Source organism: Bacillus sp. Marseille-P3661 (assembly GCF_900240995.1).
GTDB lineage: Bacteria > Bacillota > Bacilli > Bacillales > Bacillaceae_J > OESV01.
This window is the reverse complement of sequence record NZ_LT965953.1, coordinates 621659-640561: the sequence shown is the minus strand read 5'-3', so window position 1 is coordinate 640561 and position 18903 is coordinate 621659. Positions and strand designations below refer to the sequence as shown.

Genomic DNA, 18903 nt, shown 5'->3' with positions numbered 1-18903 from the left:
ACTTGTCGGATTTTGACGAATTAACCACCTTTAATTAAGTTAGCTTAAAAATTTGTTGAATGTTCAAGAATGAAGCAGGATTTTAATATCATTTGTAGAAATAGTCATACAATTCAGTTTATTATTCATATAGTAAATAGTAAATAAAGGACATAAGTGGGGTGATTTAATAGACCCATTTGATAATGAGCCCAAATTGTGGGAAAATAAAGAAAAGTAGTATACACTAGAAGTAAAGTTGATATGTTACTAGCCTATGGAGTCTTCAAGAGAAATGAATTCACCTCTAATTATTTGTTCACCAGATTGAGTGAATAATCCAATAAGGAGTGGTTTTTTGAACCCAACTGACCGTATGCTAAACCGTATTAAATCCGTTTATCTTTTTATTAGTGAAAAAGGTAAAGTGTCTACACAAGAGCTTGTAGAGGAGTTTGGTACAACGAACAGAACCATTCAACGAGATCTTAATGTACTATCTTATAACAATCTCGTATGTAGCCCAACTCGGGGCATATGGACCACTACAGACAAAAAGGTTAAGATATCTTAAATTATCAAAATGTTCATTCATTAGGGAAGATATTTTTATAATACTGTAAAAAGCCACGATTTTAATACTACGTGGCTTTTTTGTTATTTTGTGTTTTTCAAAGATTCTATTTCTTCCTCGGTCAGATCACGATATTCTCCCAAAGAGAGACTTTCATCCAAGGGTAACGGTCCCATTTTTATTCTCATAAGGAATGTCACTTTTTTTCCTACAGCTTCAAACATTCGCTTTACTTGATGAAATTTTCCTTCTGTTATTGTTAATTCTATCTCAGATTCATCTCCTGATGATAAAATGACCAAATCAGCTGGTTTTGTCAAATAGCCATCATCAAGTGTAACACCTTGCTTAAAGCTTTCAATATCCGAATCTGTAACAAGGCCTTTAATTTTTGCATAGTACGTTTTCGGCACATGCTTTTTAGGAGAAAGTAACTGATGGGCCAACTGTCCATCATTCGTTAATAGCAATAAACCGACTGTATCTTTATCAAGGCGGCCAACCGGAAACGGTTCATAAATTTGGTCCTCCATTTCTAGTAAATCAATCACGGTCTCCTCATGATCATCCTCTGTCGCTGAAATGACACCACTAGGCTTATTCATCATCAAATAAATAAATTCACCACGATATTCTACTGGTTCGCCATGAACAGTTATTGTATCTGCGTTAGGATCAATATGTGTTTGCGGATCTTTTACAACCGCATCATTTACACTTACCGAGCCTGTTTTTAATAATTTCTTTACTTCCTTCCTGCTCCCAAATCCAGTATTAGATAATAATTTATCAATTCTCACGGGTTACCACCTCCGTCTTTCTTTATTTTGATTTTTCTAGGCGATAGTTTAGTCAGCTGCTGCCTATCGTACATATCGTATTAACGTATTCAAATTTAAAAAGGAGCGAATGCCATGTACTACAACAACATGCACGATATGCAAAACATGTATGATATGTATGAGTATGAGCGTCAACAACAACCAGCTGGATTCTTCCCAGGATTCCCAGGTTTTCCAGGAGGATTCCCAGGTGGCGGCGGTGGCGGCGGTTCAGTGGATCGACGTTTAGATCGTATTGAACAACAGCTACAACGTCACACACAACGATTAAATCGCTTAAACAGACGCTTACAACGTGTTGAGCGTCAATTAGGCTATGTAATTAGTGCTGAGGATAATTGGTAAGAATCAGAGCACACTAAATTACTCGGAGGCGAAAACTTTTTTCGCCTTCTTTTTTTGTAAAAATTTAAATCGCGAACCCAAAATTAAACCGGCAAGGTTACTTTGAATACTTAACCATAAGTATAGACCAGCTCCAACCATTATAGATATCATGAGGACAACAACTGACTGCCCGCGTCCATCTTCATATTGTATAAAGAGCGCAAGAATCCACATGATTAGTTTCACAGTAATAGCCATTATCACAACTAGAATTGTAATAAATAACGCACGTCTAGCAAAAAGCCTATACTTAATTTTCCCATACTTTTTAATGATTCCAAAATTAAAAGCAATGGAGAATAAAAAGCCAAATCCTGTTGCCGTAATAGCACCATATATTTCAAATACTTTTATTAAAGGTACATTTAAAATTAGCTTGAGCAACAAACCGCCAAACATGCTAATAACAGCAAAGCGCTGCTGATTGATTCCTTGAAGAATAGCTGCTGTTACTGTAAACAATGCAAATAATAAAGCAATTGGTGAATAATACTGTATGATTCCTTCACCGATATCAATTATATCCACACTAAAAAGCGAACCTATTGCTGGTCCAGCAAGTACAGCTAAACCAACTACAGCTGGAAAAGTTAAAAACACAACAATTTGTAATGCTTGTGTTATTTGCTTGTTTAGTATACTACGATTTTGGCTAGTAAACGATTCCGTAATTGTTGGTACGAGCGTTAACCCCAATGCAGTTGCTAACGATACCGGAATCATAATTAATTTATGACCATACATATTAAAAATCGAAAATAAATGATGAGCATACTCCCCACCTTTATTAATACTCTCCATCGCTCGATTAAATGTAAACTCATCTACTAGCTGGTACAAGGGGATCGCTAAACTTACGAACACAAATGGACCTGCATAGGATAAAAGCTCAGTAAACATTTGTTTATTAGATATAGCTACATTTGTTGTACTTTGTACTAATAGTTCATTAAGATCCTTTCGGCGACGAAACCAATACCAAATTAATACGCCCATTCCTGCAATTGCACCAATCGTCGCTGCAAACACAGAAAAACCTACTGCAACATGTAAACTACCATTAAAAACACTGATAACAATATAACTTGCTACAAGTAAGAAAATAATCCGAACAATTTGCTCAATTACTTGTGACACAGCTGTTGGAGCCATTGATTGATGCCCTTGAAAAAAGCCGCGTATAATACTCATCATAGGTACAATAATTAACGCTGTACTTACCATACGAATAACAAACACAACTTCCTCAAGCGAAATACCTTGCTCATTATTTCCAATTATTTTAGGCGCTAACCAAGGGGCTAAAGTATATAAAGCTAAAAACGCTAGTAAGCCGCTTATAAACATTAAAGCTAACCCAGCTTTAAATAATTTCCTACCAGTATGATAGTCACCAAGTGCATTATATTTTGAAACAAATTTTGATACTGCAAGCGGTACGCCCATCGTCGCCATACTCAAGATAATAGTATATGGAATATAGCCATAGGAATAAAGCGCACCACCTGAGGTTCCTACAATTGCATAAAAGGGGATAACATAAATCATTCCTAAAAATTTTGAAATAAAGGTTGCACCAGTTAATATCAGTGTCCCCTTAAGAAACTTCGACCCGGACATATAGCCCTCCTATTCAGGAAAAACCTTGTAAATTTGACAACTACTAATAACTTCTGTATTTTAACATACAGTAGAAACGTTAGAAAGATGTGAAATCATGAATACATACGATGTCATAGTTATTGGTGGCGGCCCTTCAGGTCTAATGGCGGCGATTGCTGCAGGTGAACATAATGCAAAGGTTCTATTAGTTGATAAAGGGAACAACCTTGGAAGAAAGCTTGCAATCTCCGGTGGTGGGAGATGTAACGTTACAAACAGACTTCCCGTAGATGAAATTATTAAACATATTCCAGGAAATGGCCGTTTTCTATATAGTGCTTTCTCAGAATTTGATAATCAAGGTATCATTCGTTTTTTCGAAAAGCTTGGAGTTAAACTAAAGGAAGAAGATCATGGACGGATGTTCCCTGTTTCAGATAAAGCTCAATCAGTCGTCGATGCCTTGCTTCATAGAATAAAACAATTAAAGGTCGATATACGAACGAATACACCAGTAAAGAAAGTACTATATCATGAAGGTTCCGTTAGCGGGGTCCAATTAAAAGATGGTTCTATTCTTCATTCAAAGGCTGTTGTTGTTGCAGTGGGCGGGAAATCCGTTCCACATACTGGATCAACTGGAGATGGATACGCCTGGGCTGAGGAAGCTGGCCATACAATAACTGATCTTTATCCAACTGAAGTACCTCTTACTTCTACAGAGCCCTTTATTCGCAGCCGAGTGCTTCAAGGTCTCTCTCTAAAAGCTGTTGCTGTTTCAGTTGTAAATCCAAAAGGAAAAGTAATCATTACTCACAAAATGGATATGATCTTTACACATTTTGGGTTATCCGGACCCGCAATTCTTCGTTGCAGTCAGTACGTTGTAAAAGAATTAAAAAAACAAAAGGGAAATGAAGTTCGTATTCGAATTGACAGCTTTCCCGAGCAAAACGAAGAAACTCTCTTTCAACATATTACGAAACTATTAAAAGCTGATCCTAAAAAGGCTATAAAAAATGTATTAAAAAGCCTTGTACAAGAACGATATCTATTATTTTTACTTAGTAAAAATGAAATTGAAGAACAAATTACCTTTGATCATCTTGCAACAGATAAAGTACGAGCACTTGTAAAAGATTTAAAGAATTTTGAAGTAAAGGTTAATGGTACACTTCCAATTGAAAAAGCTTTTGTAACAGGCGGTGGAGTATCCGTAAAAGAAATCAATCCTAAGGAAATGTCATCTAAAATAATGCATGGATTGTTCTTTTGTGGAGAGATTTTAGATATCCATGGATATACAGGTGGTTATAATATTACTGCAGCACTTGTAACAGGTAGACTTGCAGGATTAAATGCGGCAATAGTCAGCTCTGAAAAAACCAAACTTAGTTAGCGGGTACCTCAGTAGGGGGCCCGCTTACCTATTAACTGCGGTAGACGATCATAGCTGAAAAACAATAGATTTGATCACTTTCTTCCTCATTTGTAACCGCAACTCTAAACTGAATATCTACTACTTGATCTTCCGAAACAATAGCTAAAAATTCATTCACACTATCCTCCAAATCCTTCTCATGTTCTTCATCAAATACTTTTACTTGTAACACCCTTATTCACCTCCGATTAATTTTTGAAAAAAAATCTAAAACATGTATATTACTTCGCCCATTATTACATCCAGTACATATTATTCTCATAATTGGCAATTATCAAACAGAAAAATATTAAATATCCTCAACCTAATCCACAAAACATAAATCACATAAGCTCGATGTTCTCTTTATTGAGAAGTTGCTTTCTGTCCTAAAATAAAAAAAGGACATTGCATATTAAAATAAGCAATGTCCTTTTTATTTCAATTAAGAACTTGATTTAACTTCTCTATTTAATTCGCAACAATATTTACTAACTTACTTGGGACAGCGATCACTTTCCTAATTGTTTTCCCTGATAAATCTTCCTTAATTTTTTCGTCGCTCATTGCAATCTCTTCCATTTGTTCTTTAGAAGCATCCTTTGGAATATTTATTTTAGCACGGACTTTTCCGTTCAGTTGGACAACAATTTCAACCTCATCATCAACAAGTTTCGTTTCATCGTATGTTGGCCACGCTTCATAACTAATAGTAGTAGTGTGTCCTAATAGCTCCCAAAGCTCCTCTGTTAAATGCGGAGCGATTGGAGATAGTAATTTCACAAAACCTTTCATATATTCCTTCGGCAATTGTTCAGCTTTATATGCATCGTTAATAAATACCATCATTTGTGAAATAGCAACGTTAAAACGTAAGCCTTCATAATCATCGCTTACTTTTTTAACAGTTTGATGATAAACACGTTCTAATGCGGGGTTAGCTTGATCGCTGATTTTACTATTTAACGTACCTTCATCTGTGACAAATAAACGCCAAACACGATCAAGGAATCGGCGAGCACCATCTAATCCATTTGTGGACCATGCAATGGATGCATCTAATGGCCCCATAAACATTTCGTACAAGCGAAGGGTGTCAGCACCGTGACTTTCGATAATATCATCTGGATTTACAACATTACCTTTTGATTTACTCATTTTTTCGTTGCCTTCACCGAGAATCATTCCTTGGTTGAATAGTTTTTGGAACGGTTCTTTCGTATGTACAACACCAATATCATATAATACCTTGTGCCAGAAACGTGCATATAATAGATGCAATACAGCATGTTCTGCTCCGCCAATATATATATCAACAGGAAGCCAGCGCTTCAACAATTCAGGATCTGCCAAGTATTCACTGTTGTTGGGATCAATATAACGTAAGTAATACCAGCAGCTTCCTGCCCATTGTGGCATTGTATTAGTCTCACGACGACCTTTTTTACCTGTCTCAGGATCAACAACATTTACCCAATCCTCGATAATTGCAAGCGGGGATTCTCCTGTACCGGATGGCTTAATATTATCTGTTTTTGGTAACATTAAAGGTAATTCAGATTCAGGAACCGTCGTTGTTGTACCATCTTCCCAATGAATAACAGGAATTGGTTCACCCCAATAGCGTTGACGGCTGAATAACCAATCGCGTAGTCTGTACGTTACTTTTTTTGTGCCCTTTCCTTGCTCTTCAAACCAAGCGATTGCTTTAGAAATGGCTTCATCCTTCTTCAAACCATTTAAAAACTCTGAATTCACATGTTGACCATCACCAGTATATGCCTCTTCTGAAACATCACCACCGGCAACGACCTCCTTTATTTCTAATCCAAATACTTTTGCAAATTCATAGTCACGCTCATCATGTGCAGGTACAGCCATAATCGCACCTGAACCATAACCCATTAATACATAATCAGCGATCCAAATCGGCATCTTTTCTCCATTTACAGGATTAATTGCGTATGCGCCTGTAAATACCCCTGTTTTTTCTTTAGCCAAATCTGTGCGCTCTAGATCACTTTTAGACTTAATTTTTTGAATATAGTTTTCAACATCCCCTGCATGTTCTGGAGTTGTAATTTTAGACACGAGCGGGTGTTCAGGAGCCAACACTGCATAAGTTGCACCGAAAATCGTATCAGGTCTTGTCGTAAAAACGTTGAAACTTTCATCTATTCCATCAATATCGAACGTAATTTCAGCGCCTTCAGAACGGCCAATCCAATTGCGTTGCATTTCTTTAATGCTTTCAGGCCAATCTAATTCTTCTAAGTCTTCAAGTAAACGATCCGCGTATGCTGTAATTTTAAGCATCCACTGTTTCATTGGGCGGCGTTCAACAGGATGTCCACCACGCTCACTTTTACCATCAATAACTTCCTCATTGGCTAGAACTGTTCCTAATGCTGGGCACCAGTTTACCGGTACTTCATCTATATAAGCTAAACCTTTTTTATATAGCTGCAAGAAAATCCACTGTGTCCATTTATAATAATGGGGATCTGTTGTATTGATTTCACGATCCCAATCATAAGAAAAACCCAACGCTTTAATTTGTCGACGGAATGTATTAATATTTTTTTCAGTAAACACAGCTGGATCATTTCCTGTATCTAACGCATATTGTTCTGCTGGTAATCCAAATGCATCCCATCCCATCGGATGAAGTACATTATAGCCTTGCATTCTTTTCATTCTTGACAGAATATCTGTTGCAGTATAGCCTTCTGGATGGCCTACATGCAAACCTGCCCCTGAAGGATAAGGGAACATATCTAAAGCATAAAACTTAGGCTTATCCTTCTCCTCTATTGTTTTAAATGTCTTATTTTCTTCCCATACTTTTTGCCACTTTTGTTCGACTACCTTATGATCAAAAGCCATTTGAAACCCTCCTTTTACCAATCACTTTGCTATTGTAAATGTGATATGCCATCACAACCACTTAGTATTTATACATATAATCACCATTTTAAGCAGGTCGACCAGCTTGTCATATTTAATAGTTCTAAAAAACCTCCCGCCCCTGTCTATTTCAACTAGGGACGAGAGGTTGATTGTAATTTTCCCGCGGTACCACCCATATTAGTGTCATTATGTAAAATAAATAATATGTACACTCACTCAGATAACTCCTTAACGCGGATCATACGGCAAATATTACTTATATGTTCACACTTGCAACTTAGAGGCGAGTTCATGTAGATAAGGTATTGACTTTCACCAACCGTCAATTCTCTTAGTAACCTATCGATACACTACTACTCCTCATCATAGCTTTATTATGTATATAAAATTCTCTATGGTATACATGGTATTTTAATTATTTGTCAATTTGTTGTCAAGTTTTGCAAAGAAATTTTAGAATTATATTTTAAATAAATTTAATTTTTCGATAAAATTTAATGGGATTCAAAAGTAATAGTCCAACTTTTGAGTCCCCACATTTAATGAACTATAATACTTTACTTAGAAATGCTTTAGTTCGTTCATGTTGCGGATTATTAAATAATTCATGCGGCTTATTTTCTTCTATAATATAACCAGCATCCATGAATATCACTCGATCCCCTACTTCTCGTGCAAATCCCATTTCATGTGTAACAACTACCATTGTCATTCCTTCTTTAGCCAGTTGTTTCATAACTTCAAGCACTTCCCCAACAACCTCTGGGTCAAGCGCAGAAGTCGGCTCATCAAATAGCATAACTTTTGGTTTCATAGCTAATGCACGCGCAATAGCAACGCGCTGTTTTTGCCCACCTGATAACGAATCCGGGTAAACATTTGCTTTATCTTTCAGTCCAACTTTATCTAAAAGATCTAATGCAGTTGCAGTTGCTTCTTCCTTAGACTGTCCTAAAACTTTCATTGGTGAAAGTATGATATTTTCTAGTACTGTTTTATGAGGAAATAAGTTAAAGTGTTGAAATACCATTCCAACTTCTTGGCGTACTTTATTAATATCAACCTTTGGATCCACTAAATCGTGGCCATTAACAATAACATGTCCATCTGTAATTTCTTCAATCTTATTAAGGCATCTTAAAAAGGTACTTTTACCTGAACCAGACGGACCTATCACACAAAGCACTTCACGCTCTTCAATTACAGCATTTATATCCTTAAGTACTTCTAATTTACCAAATGATTTTTTTAAATTTTTAACTTGAATGATACTCATGAAGTTTTATATCTCCTTTCAATAATGTGAAACCAATCAGTAGGGCTTTTACATAAAGGTATAACCTACGACACTCTTTTTCCTCCACTGATCGTTCAAATTACTGATAAAATTTTATTATCCGAAATCTTATATAAGGCCATTATAATTCAATTAAGAACCCAGAATAATTATAACAGTTATTTTAAAACCTTGAAGTAGATATAGGAAAGTTTCAATAAATTACTACCAATATATAAGAAAGATTATTAGCCAATTCAATTAGAAAAACCTTGCTATGACCTCATAGCAAGGTTTAAGATTTTACATCATTAAGTCTTGTTCATCCAAGATCATATCATTTTGTATGCGCCCAATTTGGAGCTGCATACGATAAAGCCTTTCTTTTTGTTGCTTGTTTGAGCTCATCATTAATTTTTCAATATCACTGTATACTTCGTTTAATTGTTGTTGTGCTTGATTATATTCAATAATATTGTAATGCTCTTGCTTTTTTGCTTCATCTAATTGTTTTAAAGCCTTTTCACAAACTTGTTCAGCCCGATGGATAAATTGATCAACCGAAACACGTGTTGCCATTTTAACACCTCTCTTAAAATCAAGTTGAACTATACATTTATATAGTGCACTTATACAACACGCATTATGAATGGAATTGGCTTGTATTTTTTTCATTTGGATTATCATGTACTTTCATGTTAAAATGTCAGTTATATTTAAGTGCAAAATACTTAGATATTTTGATTATTATCTGTGTTTAGCCTGTTGATTTTCGCTCCAGGATGCTCGCTTTCCGCGGGGCGGGCGGTGAGCCTCCTCAGCGCTTCGCACCTGCGGAGTCTCACCTGTCCCGCTGCTCCCGCAGGAGTCTCGCACCTTACGCTCCAATCAACTTAGTAGCTATATCAACAATAAGTTTTTAATAAGCCTAATTATAAAAGGAGGGATTACTATGTCTAATCCATTCCCTTATGCACATGACCAAAAGAGGTACCATACGTGGAATTATCACTTACGTGAAACATTTGGACATAAAGTATTTAAGGTTGCATTAGATGGCGGATTTGATTGTCCAAACCGAGATGGAAATGTAGCCTTTGGAGGGTGTACGTTTTGCAGTGCAGCTGGATCAGGTGATTTTGCAGGTGATCGTGCTGACAATCTTGTCAAACAATTTAATGATATAAAAGAAAAAATGCACGAAAAGTGGAAAGACGGGAAATATCTTGGTTATTTTCAGGCTTTTTCAAATACGTATGCTCCAGTAGATGAGCTTCGGCAAAAGTATGAAATCATCCTTGAACAAGAAGGTGTTGTTGGTTTATCAATTGCTACACGCCCAGATTGCTTGCCAGATGATGTTGTAGAATATTTAGCTGAATTAAATGAAAGAACATACTTATGGGTTGAACTAGGTTTACAAACAATTCATGAATCTACCGCTTCCCTTATTAATCGTGCTCATGATTATCAATGTTATATTGATGGCGTGAATAAACTTCGTAAACATGGTATTCGTGTTTGTTCTCATATTATTAATGGCTTGCCACAGGAAACGCCCGAGATGATGCTCGAAACTGCTAAAGCAGTGGCGAACCTCGATATTCAAGGTATTAAAATTCATTTATTGCATCTTTTAAAAGGCACTCCTATGGTAAAACAATACGAGAAAGGACTCTTACAATTTTTATCATTCGAAGAGTATGTAAACCTAGTTTGCGATCAAATTGAAATTCTCCCACCTGAAATCGTTATCCATCGAATAACGGGAGACGGTCCTCCAGAGTTAATGATTGGACCAATGTGGAGCCTACGTAAATGGGAAGTATTAAATGCCATTGACGATGAATTAAAACGCCGGAACAGTTGGCAAGGTAAATATGCTATTCAGGAAGGTTGTACGTCATGATTTTGAAACGGGTCTTACCCTTTGCACACTCGTTATTAGCAAATGCCGTACACGATGGTGATATTGCTATTGATGCAACGATAGGTAATGGTAATGATACCGCCCTTTTAGCAGAGCTTGTTGGCGAACAAGGCAAGGTATATGGATTTGATATCCAAGAAAAAGCTCTTGAAAATACGTATACTTTATTAAAAGAAAAACAACTAGATAATCGAGCGACCCTTTTCCACGAGAGTCACGATCAGATTGAAATATTAATTCCTAAAGATGAAACTAAAAAAGTGAAGGCCGCAATTTTTAATCTTGGATATTTGCCTGGCGGCGACAAAAATATTGTTACAACACCATCTCGAACTATCAATGCGATACGACAACTTCTTAGTATAATGCCATACGGAGGGATTATTATCCTTGTTGTATACCATGGCCATCCTGAAGGAATGTATGAGCGAGATGCACTTTTAGAATTTGTGGCAACAATAGAACAAAAACAAGCAAATGTTTTAAAATATGAATTTTTAAATCAAAAAAATCATCCTCCATTTATCATTGCGATCGAAAAAAAATGATAAGCTTTCTGTTCGCAAATATAAAGATGAATTTCAAAACAGGTGAAGTACTTCTTCACCTGTTTTTTTATGGTATGGACTACATTGTTTGGATTTCGATCATATACTTCACATTTTTGTTTGTATTAAAAGTGACTGTTTTATAGAGTTTCCCCATGCGCCATTACCGACTTTTTATTAGCTTGCGATACCACCGACCATTTATGTAAAAAAACCATGAAATTAAACCGCCACATTTTAGTAATTCCTTTGCAACTTTAGCTACCTCTGGTTGCTCTGAAACCTTTTGATCTGATAAATACACACCTAATAATCCACGATTTATTAAACGATGAAAGCGTTCATCCGGCAGATCTTTAATATGTTGATCAGCTTGTACTAAAAAATGGCACAAACGTTTCGTTAGTATCTCAGTATCGGGAAAATAGAAACAGAAATTTAAATCACCACCCTTTTCATCTTCTTTCTGATCGATAAAATAATCTAACAAGATATGCAAGCCTTGCACATATGGAAAAAGTCCTTGTTTCACTTTATTTATATGTTGATTAGAGAACTCGTCATTAAATGCATAAGCTACTAAGCAAAATATACCTAATGTGGACCCTGCACATGCAGAAAATTCATACCAAGTCATTTCAGGTAACTTGTTTTTATACATATCAAACCACGATTTTAGTTTTTGCACTCTTTCAGCTTGATCGATATGCTTATATACTTGTAAATCACAATAATATTGAGCCAATTCATGTAGTAATGGCGCAATTTTATGATAATGTTTAACCTTACCAAGAACCTCCTGACAGGTGACAACTAAAGAAAGTAAATAACCACCATCATTTTGCTCTTTCCTGAACCGATAATAATTCAGGGGTGCTTGACCCGGTATTAAGGCATGAATCATAGCTTCATGTAAAGCCCTAAAATCAACAGGATCCATAGATGTACTACGGTCACAAAGATTATCTAAATAATCACTGATTGTTTGATAAGCAACAATAAAACGTATGCATTCCTTCTCGTAGTCAGTTGTTAATATCGAATAAACAGCGCCACCTTCACAATGAAAAGACTTAGTTTCAATGCTAGCAAGGGCCTGTTTTTTTAATTCGGGATTCGGAATGGATTCCGCACGTGTTTTCCAATCTTCTAGGTAATAATGAACAGTCGGAAAAACATTTTTATATATTTTTTTCATTAAAAAAAATGGATCTTTAGGTACCGCCAATACAATTCCCCCAAACTACAGCAATAGCATGTTGCAAACTAAGGCTAGCTCCAGCATCTAATCACTATCTATTCTTTATTGGGCTCGATTTGTTCAATCTTTTTATATTTATCATTATTTAACTGCAAATCAATAAATCCTTTTGCAAATACAAACACTTGGTTTCGCTCTGGTTCATTAAAAACCTCATGATAAAGACCAGGCCATTCTTTATATAATTTTTCACTTACTTGGAGACGATCAAACCATTGTTTGACAATAATTTTATCAATTATTTTATCTTCCCCGCCCTGCATAATTAAAATAGGCAGGTCTGGTATTCTAGAAATATTCCGATCAGCAAGTTGCATAGACTTTACAAGTTCTCGATACCATCGTATAGATACCTTTTGAACATATAAAGAGTCATTTTCATCTAATTCCATCACTTCTTTATTTCGGGTCGCAATTTTAGGTTCCATATGGGATGCTAAACGCAAAGTTGGCATAACGATATTTAATACCTTTGACAACATTTGCAGCCCCCTAGAAGGATAACTTACTAAGCCTAAACATGGTGATGATAAAATAGCAGCATTAACCGGCAGTTGTTTCTCTTGCAATGTTCGAATTACCGCCAAGCCACCCATACTATGTCCTAATAAAAAGATTGGCAAATTATATTTTTTTGCTTCCTCAACCCAAGTAGCAATTGTTTCTATATATTCATCAAATGAATCAATATGCCCACGACGACTTCTCGATGTTCCTTGCCCTGGTAGATCCCCAATAATTACATTAAAATGTTCTGCTCGTAGCATTTCCGTTAACCATTTATAACGGCCTTGATGTTCAAACGCACCGTGAACAACAACAAAAACACCTCGAGGATTCTCCGTTTCCCATTTCCACATAACTGTGCCCCCTAAACTAAAATGCTTAAATTTACCAAACTTACGTGTTACAATCATTTTATGTCTATACTATTATTCATTCAACCACATTTTCGATTAATTATTTTTATAAGCTAATAAAAAAGGATGGTACACTATTATGATTTATGAATTCAAAGGAAAGTATCCAAAAATCGCAGAGACAGCTTTTATAGCTGATTATGTAACAATTACGGGTGATGTAACGATTGGCGATATGTCTAGTATATGGTTTAACACTTCTATACGCGGGGATGTTGCACCTACAATAATCGGGGACCGTGTTAATATACAAGATAATTCTGTTCTCCATCAAAGCCCTAATAACCCACTTATTATTGAGGATGATGTTACAGTTGGGCATATGGTGATCTTGCATAGTTCGATCATTAGAAAGGAAGCTCTAATTGGGATGGGTTCAACTGTCCTAGATGGAGCGGAAATTGGCGAAGGAGCGTTTATTGGGGCCGGTAGTTTAGTTCCACAAGGTAAAAAAATCCCACCTAATACACTAGCATTTGGCAGGCCCGCCAAAGTTGTCCGAGAATTAACTGAGGAAGATAAAAAAGACATGGCACGAATTCGCCGCGAATATGTAGAAAAAGGTCAATTTTACAAAGGCTTACAAGGTAGGTAAGAGGGACAAACCTGTGCCGAGTTCGAGGCTGTCAAAGAAAGTCACTACTACCTTACACGTTCCGGGTTACAACATTAATCAAATCAAAACAAAAAAATACACATGAGACTTCAAAAAGCTCATGTGTATTTTAAACATTTATTTAGTTTGCCTTTTTACCTCACTATAAAAAATGCCTAACTCACCATCCATTAGCGAGCACGATTTCTTCTACGGCTATCTCGTTCTCTACTGCCACTACGAGTATTATTCCTATTTCCACCACGATTATCTCTATTACTACGTTTATTGTTAAAGCTTTCTCTTTTAACACGTATCGGTGTAACTTCAGATAATACGATTGGTGTTGCATCAGGTTGTTTTGTTAAAAGTCTAAGTGCTGCAGCAACAATAGTAACAGAATCCACTTCATCCAATAAATTTTCAGCTACTTGCTTTTGTTGGAGGTGATCACCTTTTTCGATTACCTCCATCAATCGGTCAATTGCTGCTTGTTGATTCCCCGCAACAACATCGTCGTAAGATGGAATAGGCTTTCTTGTGATTTTAGTTTTTGTAACATTTTCAATAGTTTTTAATTGACTTGTTTCTCTTGGCGTTACAAAGCTTACAGCCAATCCCTTTTTCCCCGCACGCCCAGTTCTGCCGATTCTGTGTACATAACTTTCAGGATCCTGAGGAATGTCAAAGTTATATACATGAGAAACACCGCTAATATCAAGACCTCGAGCCGCCACATCGGTAGCTACCATTACTTCTATCGTTTGTTCTTTAAAACGGCGAATAACCTGATCTCTTTTTGCTTGAGGAATATCACCGTGAATGCCCTCTGCCGAATATCCGCGTTTAATAAGCCCTTCCACAAGTTCGTCTACACGTTTCTTAGTACGACCAAAGACGATCGCAAGCTCAGGATCTTGGATATCCAAAAGATTACATAGTACATCGAACTTTTTCTTTTCCTGAACCTCAATATAATGTTGTTCAATATTTTTGACAGTTAATTCCTTCGCCTTAATTTTAACTAGCGCAGGGTTATCCATAAATTTTTCAGATAGTGTTTGAATTCGTTTAGGCATAGTTGCTGAAAATAACATCGTTTGATGATCGCTTGAAATTTCACTTAAAATCATCTCGATATCTTCGATAAATCCCATATTAAGCATTTCATCCGCTTCATCTAAAACAACCATTTTTATTTGATTTAATCGAATCGTTTTCCTCTTAATGTGATCAAGCAATCTTCCTGGTGTCGCTGCAATAATGTGCGGTTTGTTCTTTAGAGCTTTTATTTGGCGATTAATATCTTGTCCACCATAAATAGGCAACGTACGTACACCCTTTACTTGGCCAATTCTATTCAATTCTTCAGCCACCTGTACCGCTAATTCACGCGTCGGAGCTAGAACAAGACCTTGAATTGTATTTATACTTAAATCAACATGTTCAATAATCGGAACACCGAATGCTGTTGTCTTCCCTGTACCAGTTTGGGCTTGACCTAGCATATCTCTACCAGTTATCGCGATAGGAATTGCCTCAGCTTGAATCGGACTCGGCTCTTCAAATCCCATATTTGATAAAGCTTGTAAAACTTCTTTACTGATATTAAAATCATTAAAATTACTCATAAAAAGTTCCCCCTTATTTTTTTACATATTATTTACATATAATTTACTTTTATTTCTTGTCCTCAGCAGAACATAGCCTTTTCGAATGTATGTTAATTCAAAGACCATTAGCATTACCTCTTATTATTTTTTCCTAATGTTCATTAAAAATTAAGAAATTATTTGGTTGAAACCTAAAACAACGGAAGCCCTACCTCTCTCCCATCTTTACGGCTCCTCGGCCGCGCCACTATGAATCAGGATTTTAAAAAACCAAAAACAAGTACTTACTTCTAGCGACTCCTCTCTCCAAAGATTTTTTAGTAAATAATTTTAAACAATTGGAATGATTTGTTAAATTAGAAGAAAAAAGTTGAATAAACTAAGAAGATTTTTCAAGAAGGTAATGTATGAAAGCCGAAGTTAAAAAGCTCTAGCCCAAATTAGATTAAAATATAAGCCATTATCTTACAATACATTTTCTCTTACAAATAAAAAGTGATACTTTTAGAGAAAAGTATCACCCTTTATCTACAGTCAATTATGCCTTTTGAACGTTTGCAGCTTGTGGTCCGCGATTTCCATCAACGATTTCAAAAGTAACGTTTTGGCCTTCATCTAAAGACTTAAAGCCTTCGCTTTGAATAGCTGAGAAATGTACGAATACATCATCTCCACCTTCAACTTCGATAAATCCAAAGCCTTTTTCTGCATTAAACCATTTAACTTTACCTGCTACCATGGGAAAATTCCTCCATTATATTATAATTATCACCATAAGTGTTTATTTACATAATTTTCCGTTACAAGCATCAAAAAAGTCGTAACTAGAAGAGGACAACATAAAAATCGCCCACACTTCTGTAGTTACGACTTACGAGGTATATCCAAATTATTAATAAACGAACTTAATAGCGTACTTTAAATACTATCGTATATCTTTAATAAAGTCAATTCTTTTTACTTTTATTTGAAATTATGTTTACTATGGTTTTCAACAACTTGTAACATTTTGGTCGTCTCGCTCATTTCACTTTCACAAATAGGACACACGGGCTGTTCACTACTTTTAAAGTTATCCCTAACCCAACAATTACACTCATTGGATGTACATTCCCATACTTTTGTTTCCTCTGTGACAACCTCTTCAACGTTTCTTCTACCGAATGCCATTTCAACACACCTTCCATTGATTAGGCTCAATAATGAACCTACCTATAGTAAAAAAATAAACTTATTATAAAAACAACAACACATCGTGATGTAGTTTATAATAAGTAGATATAAATATTGGTCCCTTTATTACATTATAACCTAAAATTGGCATTTATACCAAGAAGCTAAAAATATCTCTAAAAAAATATGAAAAAGGATAAAAAGTAGCGCCACTAACGCTTTTTTATCCTCTTAAAAAAATATTATAAAGCTTCACTTTTTAGAGCTTCAGCCTTATCTGTAGCTTCCCATGGCACATCAATGTCAGTACGACCAAAATGACCATATGCAGCAGTTTTCTTATAAATTGGGCGACGTAGGTCTAACATTTTAATAATTCCAGCTGGACGTAGATCAAAGTTATTACGAACAACTTCAACTAATTTTTCTTCAGAAACTTTACCAGTTCCAAATGTATCAATCGAAATTGAAACAGGATGTGCTACACCGATCGCATAAGCAAGTTGCACTTCACATTTCTCAGCAAGTCCTGCCGCAACAATATTTTTTGCAACATACCGAGCTGCATAAGCAGCAGATCGGTCAACCTTTGTAGGGTCTTTACCTGAGAAAGCACCCCCACCATGACGTGCATATCCACCGTAAGTATCTACAATAATCTTTCGACCTGTTAAACCAGCATCCCCTTGAGGACCACCAATTACAAAGCGGCCAGTTGGGTTAATGAAATACTTTGTGTTTTCGTCAATAAGCTCGCTTGGAACAACCGGCTTAATCACATGTTCTATTAAGTTACGTTTAATTTGTTCTAAAGTAATTTCCGGATGATGTTGAGTAGAAATAACAATTGTATCAATGCGTTTTGGTTTGTCATTTTCATCATATTCTACAGTCACTTGTGTTTTACCATCAGGGCGTAAATAAGGAAGAATATCTTTTTTACGAACCTCTGTTAAACGACGTGCTAATTTATGTGCTAATGAAATAGGAAGTGGCATCAATTCAGGTGTTTCATTACAAGCAAACCCAAACATTAAGCCTTGGTCTCCTGCACCAATTGCATCAAGTTCCTCTTCAGTCATTTGTCCTTCACGTGCTTCTAATGCTTTGTCTACACCCATGGCTATATCTGGTGATTGTTCATCAATTGATGTTAATACTGCACATGTTTCATAGTCAAATCCATACTTTGCACGAGTATAGCCTATATTTTTCACAGTATCGCGAACAATTTTGGGAATATCCACATATGTAGTAGTCGTAATTTCTCCAGCTACCAAAACTAACCCCGTAGTAACAGATGTTTCGGCAGCTACACGTGCATTAGGATCATTAGCCAAAATTGCATCAAGAATGGAATCTGATATTTGGTCACAAATCTTATCTGGATGTCCTTCTGTAACTGATTCCGAAGTAAATAAACGACGATTTTTTGTCATTTTTTTAATGTACCTCCTATTAAAAATCGATTATCAAGTTAACGGTACTCATTCCCTTTTTTAAGAGGTGGTTATAACAAACTTGATTATGGCTTTTGCTATTTGATTTAGTGATTAGTGATTAACATTAGAAAAACTTGCTCTGTAAGTCCTTTAGCATAGCTTTAGTTTTCCTTATACTATCATCCGGAATAACATATTAATTCAGATAGTATAATAAAAACCTTTCCATTTTTGAGGAAAGGTTTGAAATGTCTTAGCCTTTCACTCTTATCGTTCAAGGCGAATTGCCTTGCCACAGGTTAGCACCTTATAACTATTATTAGGTTGTTCAATTAATTTTTACTTATGAGTAAAAATTAAATTACCATTAATAGTCTCGGTTGCCGGGTTTCCTAGGGCCTGTCCCCCTCCACCAACTCGGGATAAGAGAG

18 protein-coding genes, 1 riboswitch and 1 other annotated feature are annotated in these 18903 nt (G+C 36.0%); of the genes, 6 read left to right on the top strand and 12 right to left on the bottom strand.

Going from position 1 to position 18903, the window contains the following annotated elements; all coding sequences use genetic code 11:
• Nucleotides 1-355 precede the first annotated feature (355 nt).
• Nucleotides 356-553 (top strand): DeoR family transcriptional regulator, encoded by a 198-nt coding sequence (locus C1724_RS02885; protein ID WP_374703438.1) that lies wholly within the window; start codon nt 356-358, stop codon nt 551-553.
• Nucleotides 554-636: 83 nt separating this feature from the next.
• Here the strand turns inward: C1724_RS02885 and C1724_RS02880 are convergent, their stop codons facing one another.
• Entirely contained in the window at nt 637-1353 is a 717-nt protein-coding gene (locus C1724_RS02880) for a pseudouridine synthase (RefSeq protein WP_102345231.1), read from the bottom strand.
• A 114-nt stretch (nt 1354-1467) separates the two neighbouring features.
• Between C1724_RS02880 and C1724_RS02875 the strand changes: the two genes are divergently transcribed.
• Complete coding sequence (locus C1724_RS02875) at nt 1468-1740, top strand: hypothetical protein (RefSeq protein ID WP_374703415.1); 273 nt, start codon at nt 1468-1470, stop codon at nt 1738-1740.
• Between the two features lie 18 nt (nt 1741-1758).
• Here the strand turns inward: C1724_RS02875 and C1724_RS02870 are convergent, their stop codons facing one another.
• The gene (locus tag C1724_RS02870) at nt 1759-3402 is read right to left on the bottom strand and encodes a putative polysaccharide biosynthesis protein (RefSeq protein WP_102345230.1); all 1644 of its coding nucleotides are present in this window, start codon (nt 3400-3402) and stop codon (nt 1759-1761) included.
• A gap of 97 nt (nt 3403-3499) precedes the next feature.
• On the opposite strand from C1724_RS02870, the gene C1724_RS02865 reads away from it, so the two are divergent.
• Complete coding sequence (locus tag C1724_RS02865; protein ID WP_102345229.1) at nt 3500-4783, top strand: NAD(P)/FAD-dependent oxidoreductase; 1284 nt, start codon at nt 3500-3502, stop codon at nt 4781-4783.
• Nucleotides 4784-4814: 31 nt separating this feature from the next.
• Here C1724_RS02865 and C1724_RS02860 read toward each other — a convergent pair whose 3' ends face one another.
• From C1724_RS02860 to C1724_RS02845, 4 genes are all read right to left on the bottom strand, one after another.
• Nucleotides 4815-4997, bottom strand: a complete 183-nt coding sequence (locus C1724_RS02860; protein ID WP_102345228.1) for a sporulation protein Cse60 — start codon at nt 4995-4997, stop codon at nt 4815-4817.
• A 278-nt stretch (nt 4998-5275) separates the two neighbouring features.
• Entirely contained in the window at nt 5276-7690 is a 2415-nt protein-coding gene (gene leuS, locus C1724_RS02855; RefSeq protein ID WP_102345227.1) for a leucine--tRNA ligase, read from the bottom strand.
• 154 nt (nt 7691-7844) lie between these two features.
• Nucleotides 7845-8090 (bottom strand) — a binding site (T-box leader).
• Between the two features lie 171 nt (nt 8091-8261).
• The gene (locus C1724_RS02850) at nt 8262-8990 is read right to left on the bottom strand and encodes an amino acid ABC transporter ATP-binding protein (RefSeq protein WP_102345226.1); all 729 of its coding nucleotides are present in this window, start codon (nt 8988-8990) and stop codon (nt 8262-8264) included.
• Between the two features lie 303 nt (nt 8991-9293).
• On the bottom strand, nt 9294-9569 hold the full coding sequence (locus tag C1724_RS02845; RefSeq protein ID WP_102345225.1) for a DUF2524 family protein: 276 nt from the start codon (nt 9567-9569) through the stop codon (nt 9294-9296).
• 367 nt (nt 9570-9936) lie between these two features.
• Here C1724_RS02845 and C1724_RS02840 point away from each other — a divergent pair, with 367 nt between their 5' ends.
• Together C1724_RS02840 and C1724_RS02835 are read left to right on the top strand one after the other, a co-directional pair.
• Nucleotides 9937-10899 (top strand): TIGR01212 family radical SAM protein, encoded by a 963-nt coding sequence (locus C1724_RS02840; RefSeq protein WP_180994232.1) that lies wholly within the window; start codon nt 9937-9939, stop codon nt 10897-10899.
• On the top strand, nt 10896-11468 hold the full coding sequence (locus C1724_RS02835; RefSeq protein WP_102345223.1) for a class I SAM-dependent methyltransferase: 573 nt from the start codon (nt 10896-10898) through the stop codon (nt 11466-11468). The genes C1724_RS02840 and C1724_RS02835 overlap by 4 nt, the downstream gene beginning before the upstream one ends.
• A gap of 163 nt (nt 11469-11631) precedes the next feature.
• Here C1724_RS02835 and C1724_RS02830 read toward each other — a convergent pair whose 3' ends face one another.
• A complete protein-coding gene (locus C1724_RS02830; protein ID WP_180994107.1) occupies nt 11632-12696 on the bottom strand; it encodes a tetraprenyl-beta-curcumene synthase family protein in 1065 nt (354 codons plus the stop codon).
• 68 nt (nt 12697-12764) lie between these two features.
• Nucleotides 12765-13589, bottom strand: a complete 825-nt coding sequence (locus C1724_RS02825; protein WP_102345222.1) for an alpha/beta hydrolase — start codon at nt 13587-13589, stop codon at nt 12765-12767.
• A gap of 139 nt (nt 13590-13728) precedes the next feature.
• Here C1724_RS02825 and C1724_RS02820 point away from each other — a divergent pair, with 139 nt between their 5' ends.
• Nucleotides 13729-14244: a gamma carbonic anhydrase gene (locus C1724_RS02820; protein ID WP_102345221.1), complete on the top strand. Its 516-nt coding sequence runs from the start codon at nt 13729-13731 to the stop codon at nt 14242-14244.
• A 191-nt stretch (nt 14245-14435) separates the two neighbouring features.
• Here the strand turns inward: C1724_RS02820 and C1724_RS02815 are convergent, their stop codons facing one another.
• The 4 genes from C1724_RS02815 to metK form a co-directional block, all read right to left on the bottom strand.
• Nucleotides 14436-15875, bottom strand: a complete 1440-nt coding sequence (locus C1724_RS02815) for a DEAD/DEAH box helicase (protein WP_102345220.1) — start codon at nt 15873-15875, stop codon at nt 14436-14438.
• A gap of 520 nt (nt 15876-16395) precedes the next feature.
• Nucleotides 16396-16596, bottom strand: coding sequence for a cold-shock protein (locus C1724_RS02810; protein WP_102345219.1), 201 nt, complete (start codon nt 16594-16596; stop codon nt 16396-16398).
• Between the two features lie 224 nt (nt 16597-16820).
• Nucleotides 16821-17027: a cold-shock protein gene (locus C1724_RS02805; RefSeq protein ID WP_102345218.1), complete on the bottom strand. Its 207-nt coding sequence runs from the start codon at nt 17025-17027 to the stop codon at nt 16821-16823.
• A 245-nt stretch (nt 17028-17272) separates the two neighbouring features.
• A complete protein-coding gene (gene metK / locus C1724_RS02800) occupies nt 17273-18469 on the bottom strand; it encodes a methionine adenosyltransferase (protein WP_102345217.1) in 1197 nt (398 codons plus the stop codon).
• A 267-nt stretch (nt 18470-18736) separates the two neighbouring features.
• A riboswitch (SAM riboswitch) is annotated at nt 18737-18901 on the bottom strand.
• Nucleotides 18902-18903: the final 2 nt, after the last annotated feature.

Bases quoted from the DNA above. Each gene is read 5' to 3' on its own strand.
- C1724_RS02885 (WP_374703438.1), top strand. From the start codon at position 356: ATGCTAAACCGTATTAAATCCGTTTATCTTTTTATTAGTGAAAAAGGT.
- C1724_RS02875 (WP_374703415.1), top strand. From the start codon at position 1,468: ATGTACTACAACAACATGCACGATATGCAAAACATGTATGATATGTAT.
- C1724_RS02870 (WP_102345230.1), bottom strand. From the start codon at position 3,402: ATGTCCGGGTCGAAGTTTCTTAAGGGGACACTGATATTAACTGGTGCA.
- C1724_RS02865 (WP_102345229.1), top strand. From the start codon at position 3,500: ATGAATACATACGATGTCATAGTTATTGGTGGCGGCCCTTCAGGTCTA.
- leuS (WP_102345227.1), bottom strand. From the start codon at position 7,690: ATGGCTTTTGATCATAAGGTAGTCGAACAAAAGTGGCAAAAAGTATGG.
- C1724_RS02850 (WP_102345226.1), bottom strand. From the start codon at position 8,990: ATGAGTATCATTCAAGTTAAAAATTTAAAAAAATCATTTGGTAAATTA.
- C1724_RS02845 (WP_102345225.1), bottom strand. From the start codon at position 9,569: ATGGCAACACGTGTTTCGGTTGATCAATTTATCCATCGGGCTGAACAA.
- C1724_RS02835 (WP_102345223.1), top strand. From the start codon at position 10,896: ATGATTTTGAAACGGGTCTTACCCTTTGCACACTCGTTATTAGCAAAT.
- C1724_RS02825 (WP_102345222.1), bottom strand. From the start codon at position 13,589: ATGTGGAAATGGGAAACGGAGAATCCTCGAGGTGTTTTTGTTGTTGTT.
- C1724_RS02820 (WP_102345221.1), top strand. From the start codon at position 13,729: ATGATTTATGAATTCAAAGGAAAGTATCCAAAAATCGCAGAGACAGCT.
- C1724_RS02815 (WP_102345220.1), bottom strand. From the start codon at position 15,875: ATGAGTAATTTTAATGATTTTAATATCAGTAAAGAAGTTTTACAAGCT.
- C1724_RS02810 (WP_102345219.1), bottom strand. From the start codon at position 16,596: ATGGTAGCAGGTAAAGTTAAATGGTTTAATGCAGAAAAAGGCTTTGGA.
- C1724_RS02805 (WP_102345218.1), bottom strand. From the start codon at position 17,027: ATGGCATTCGGTAGAAGAAACGTTGAAGAGGTTGTCACAGAGGAAACA.
- metK (WP_102345217.1), bottom strand. From the start codon at position 18,469: ATGACAAAAAATCGTCGTTTATTTACTTCGGAATCAGTTACAGAAGGA.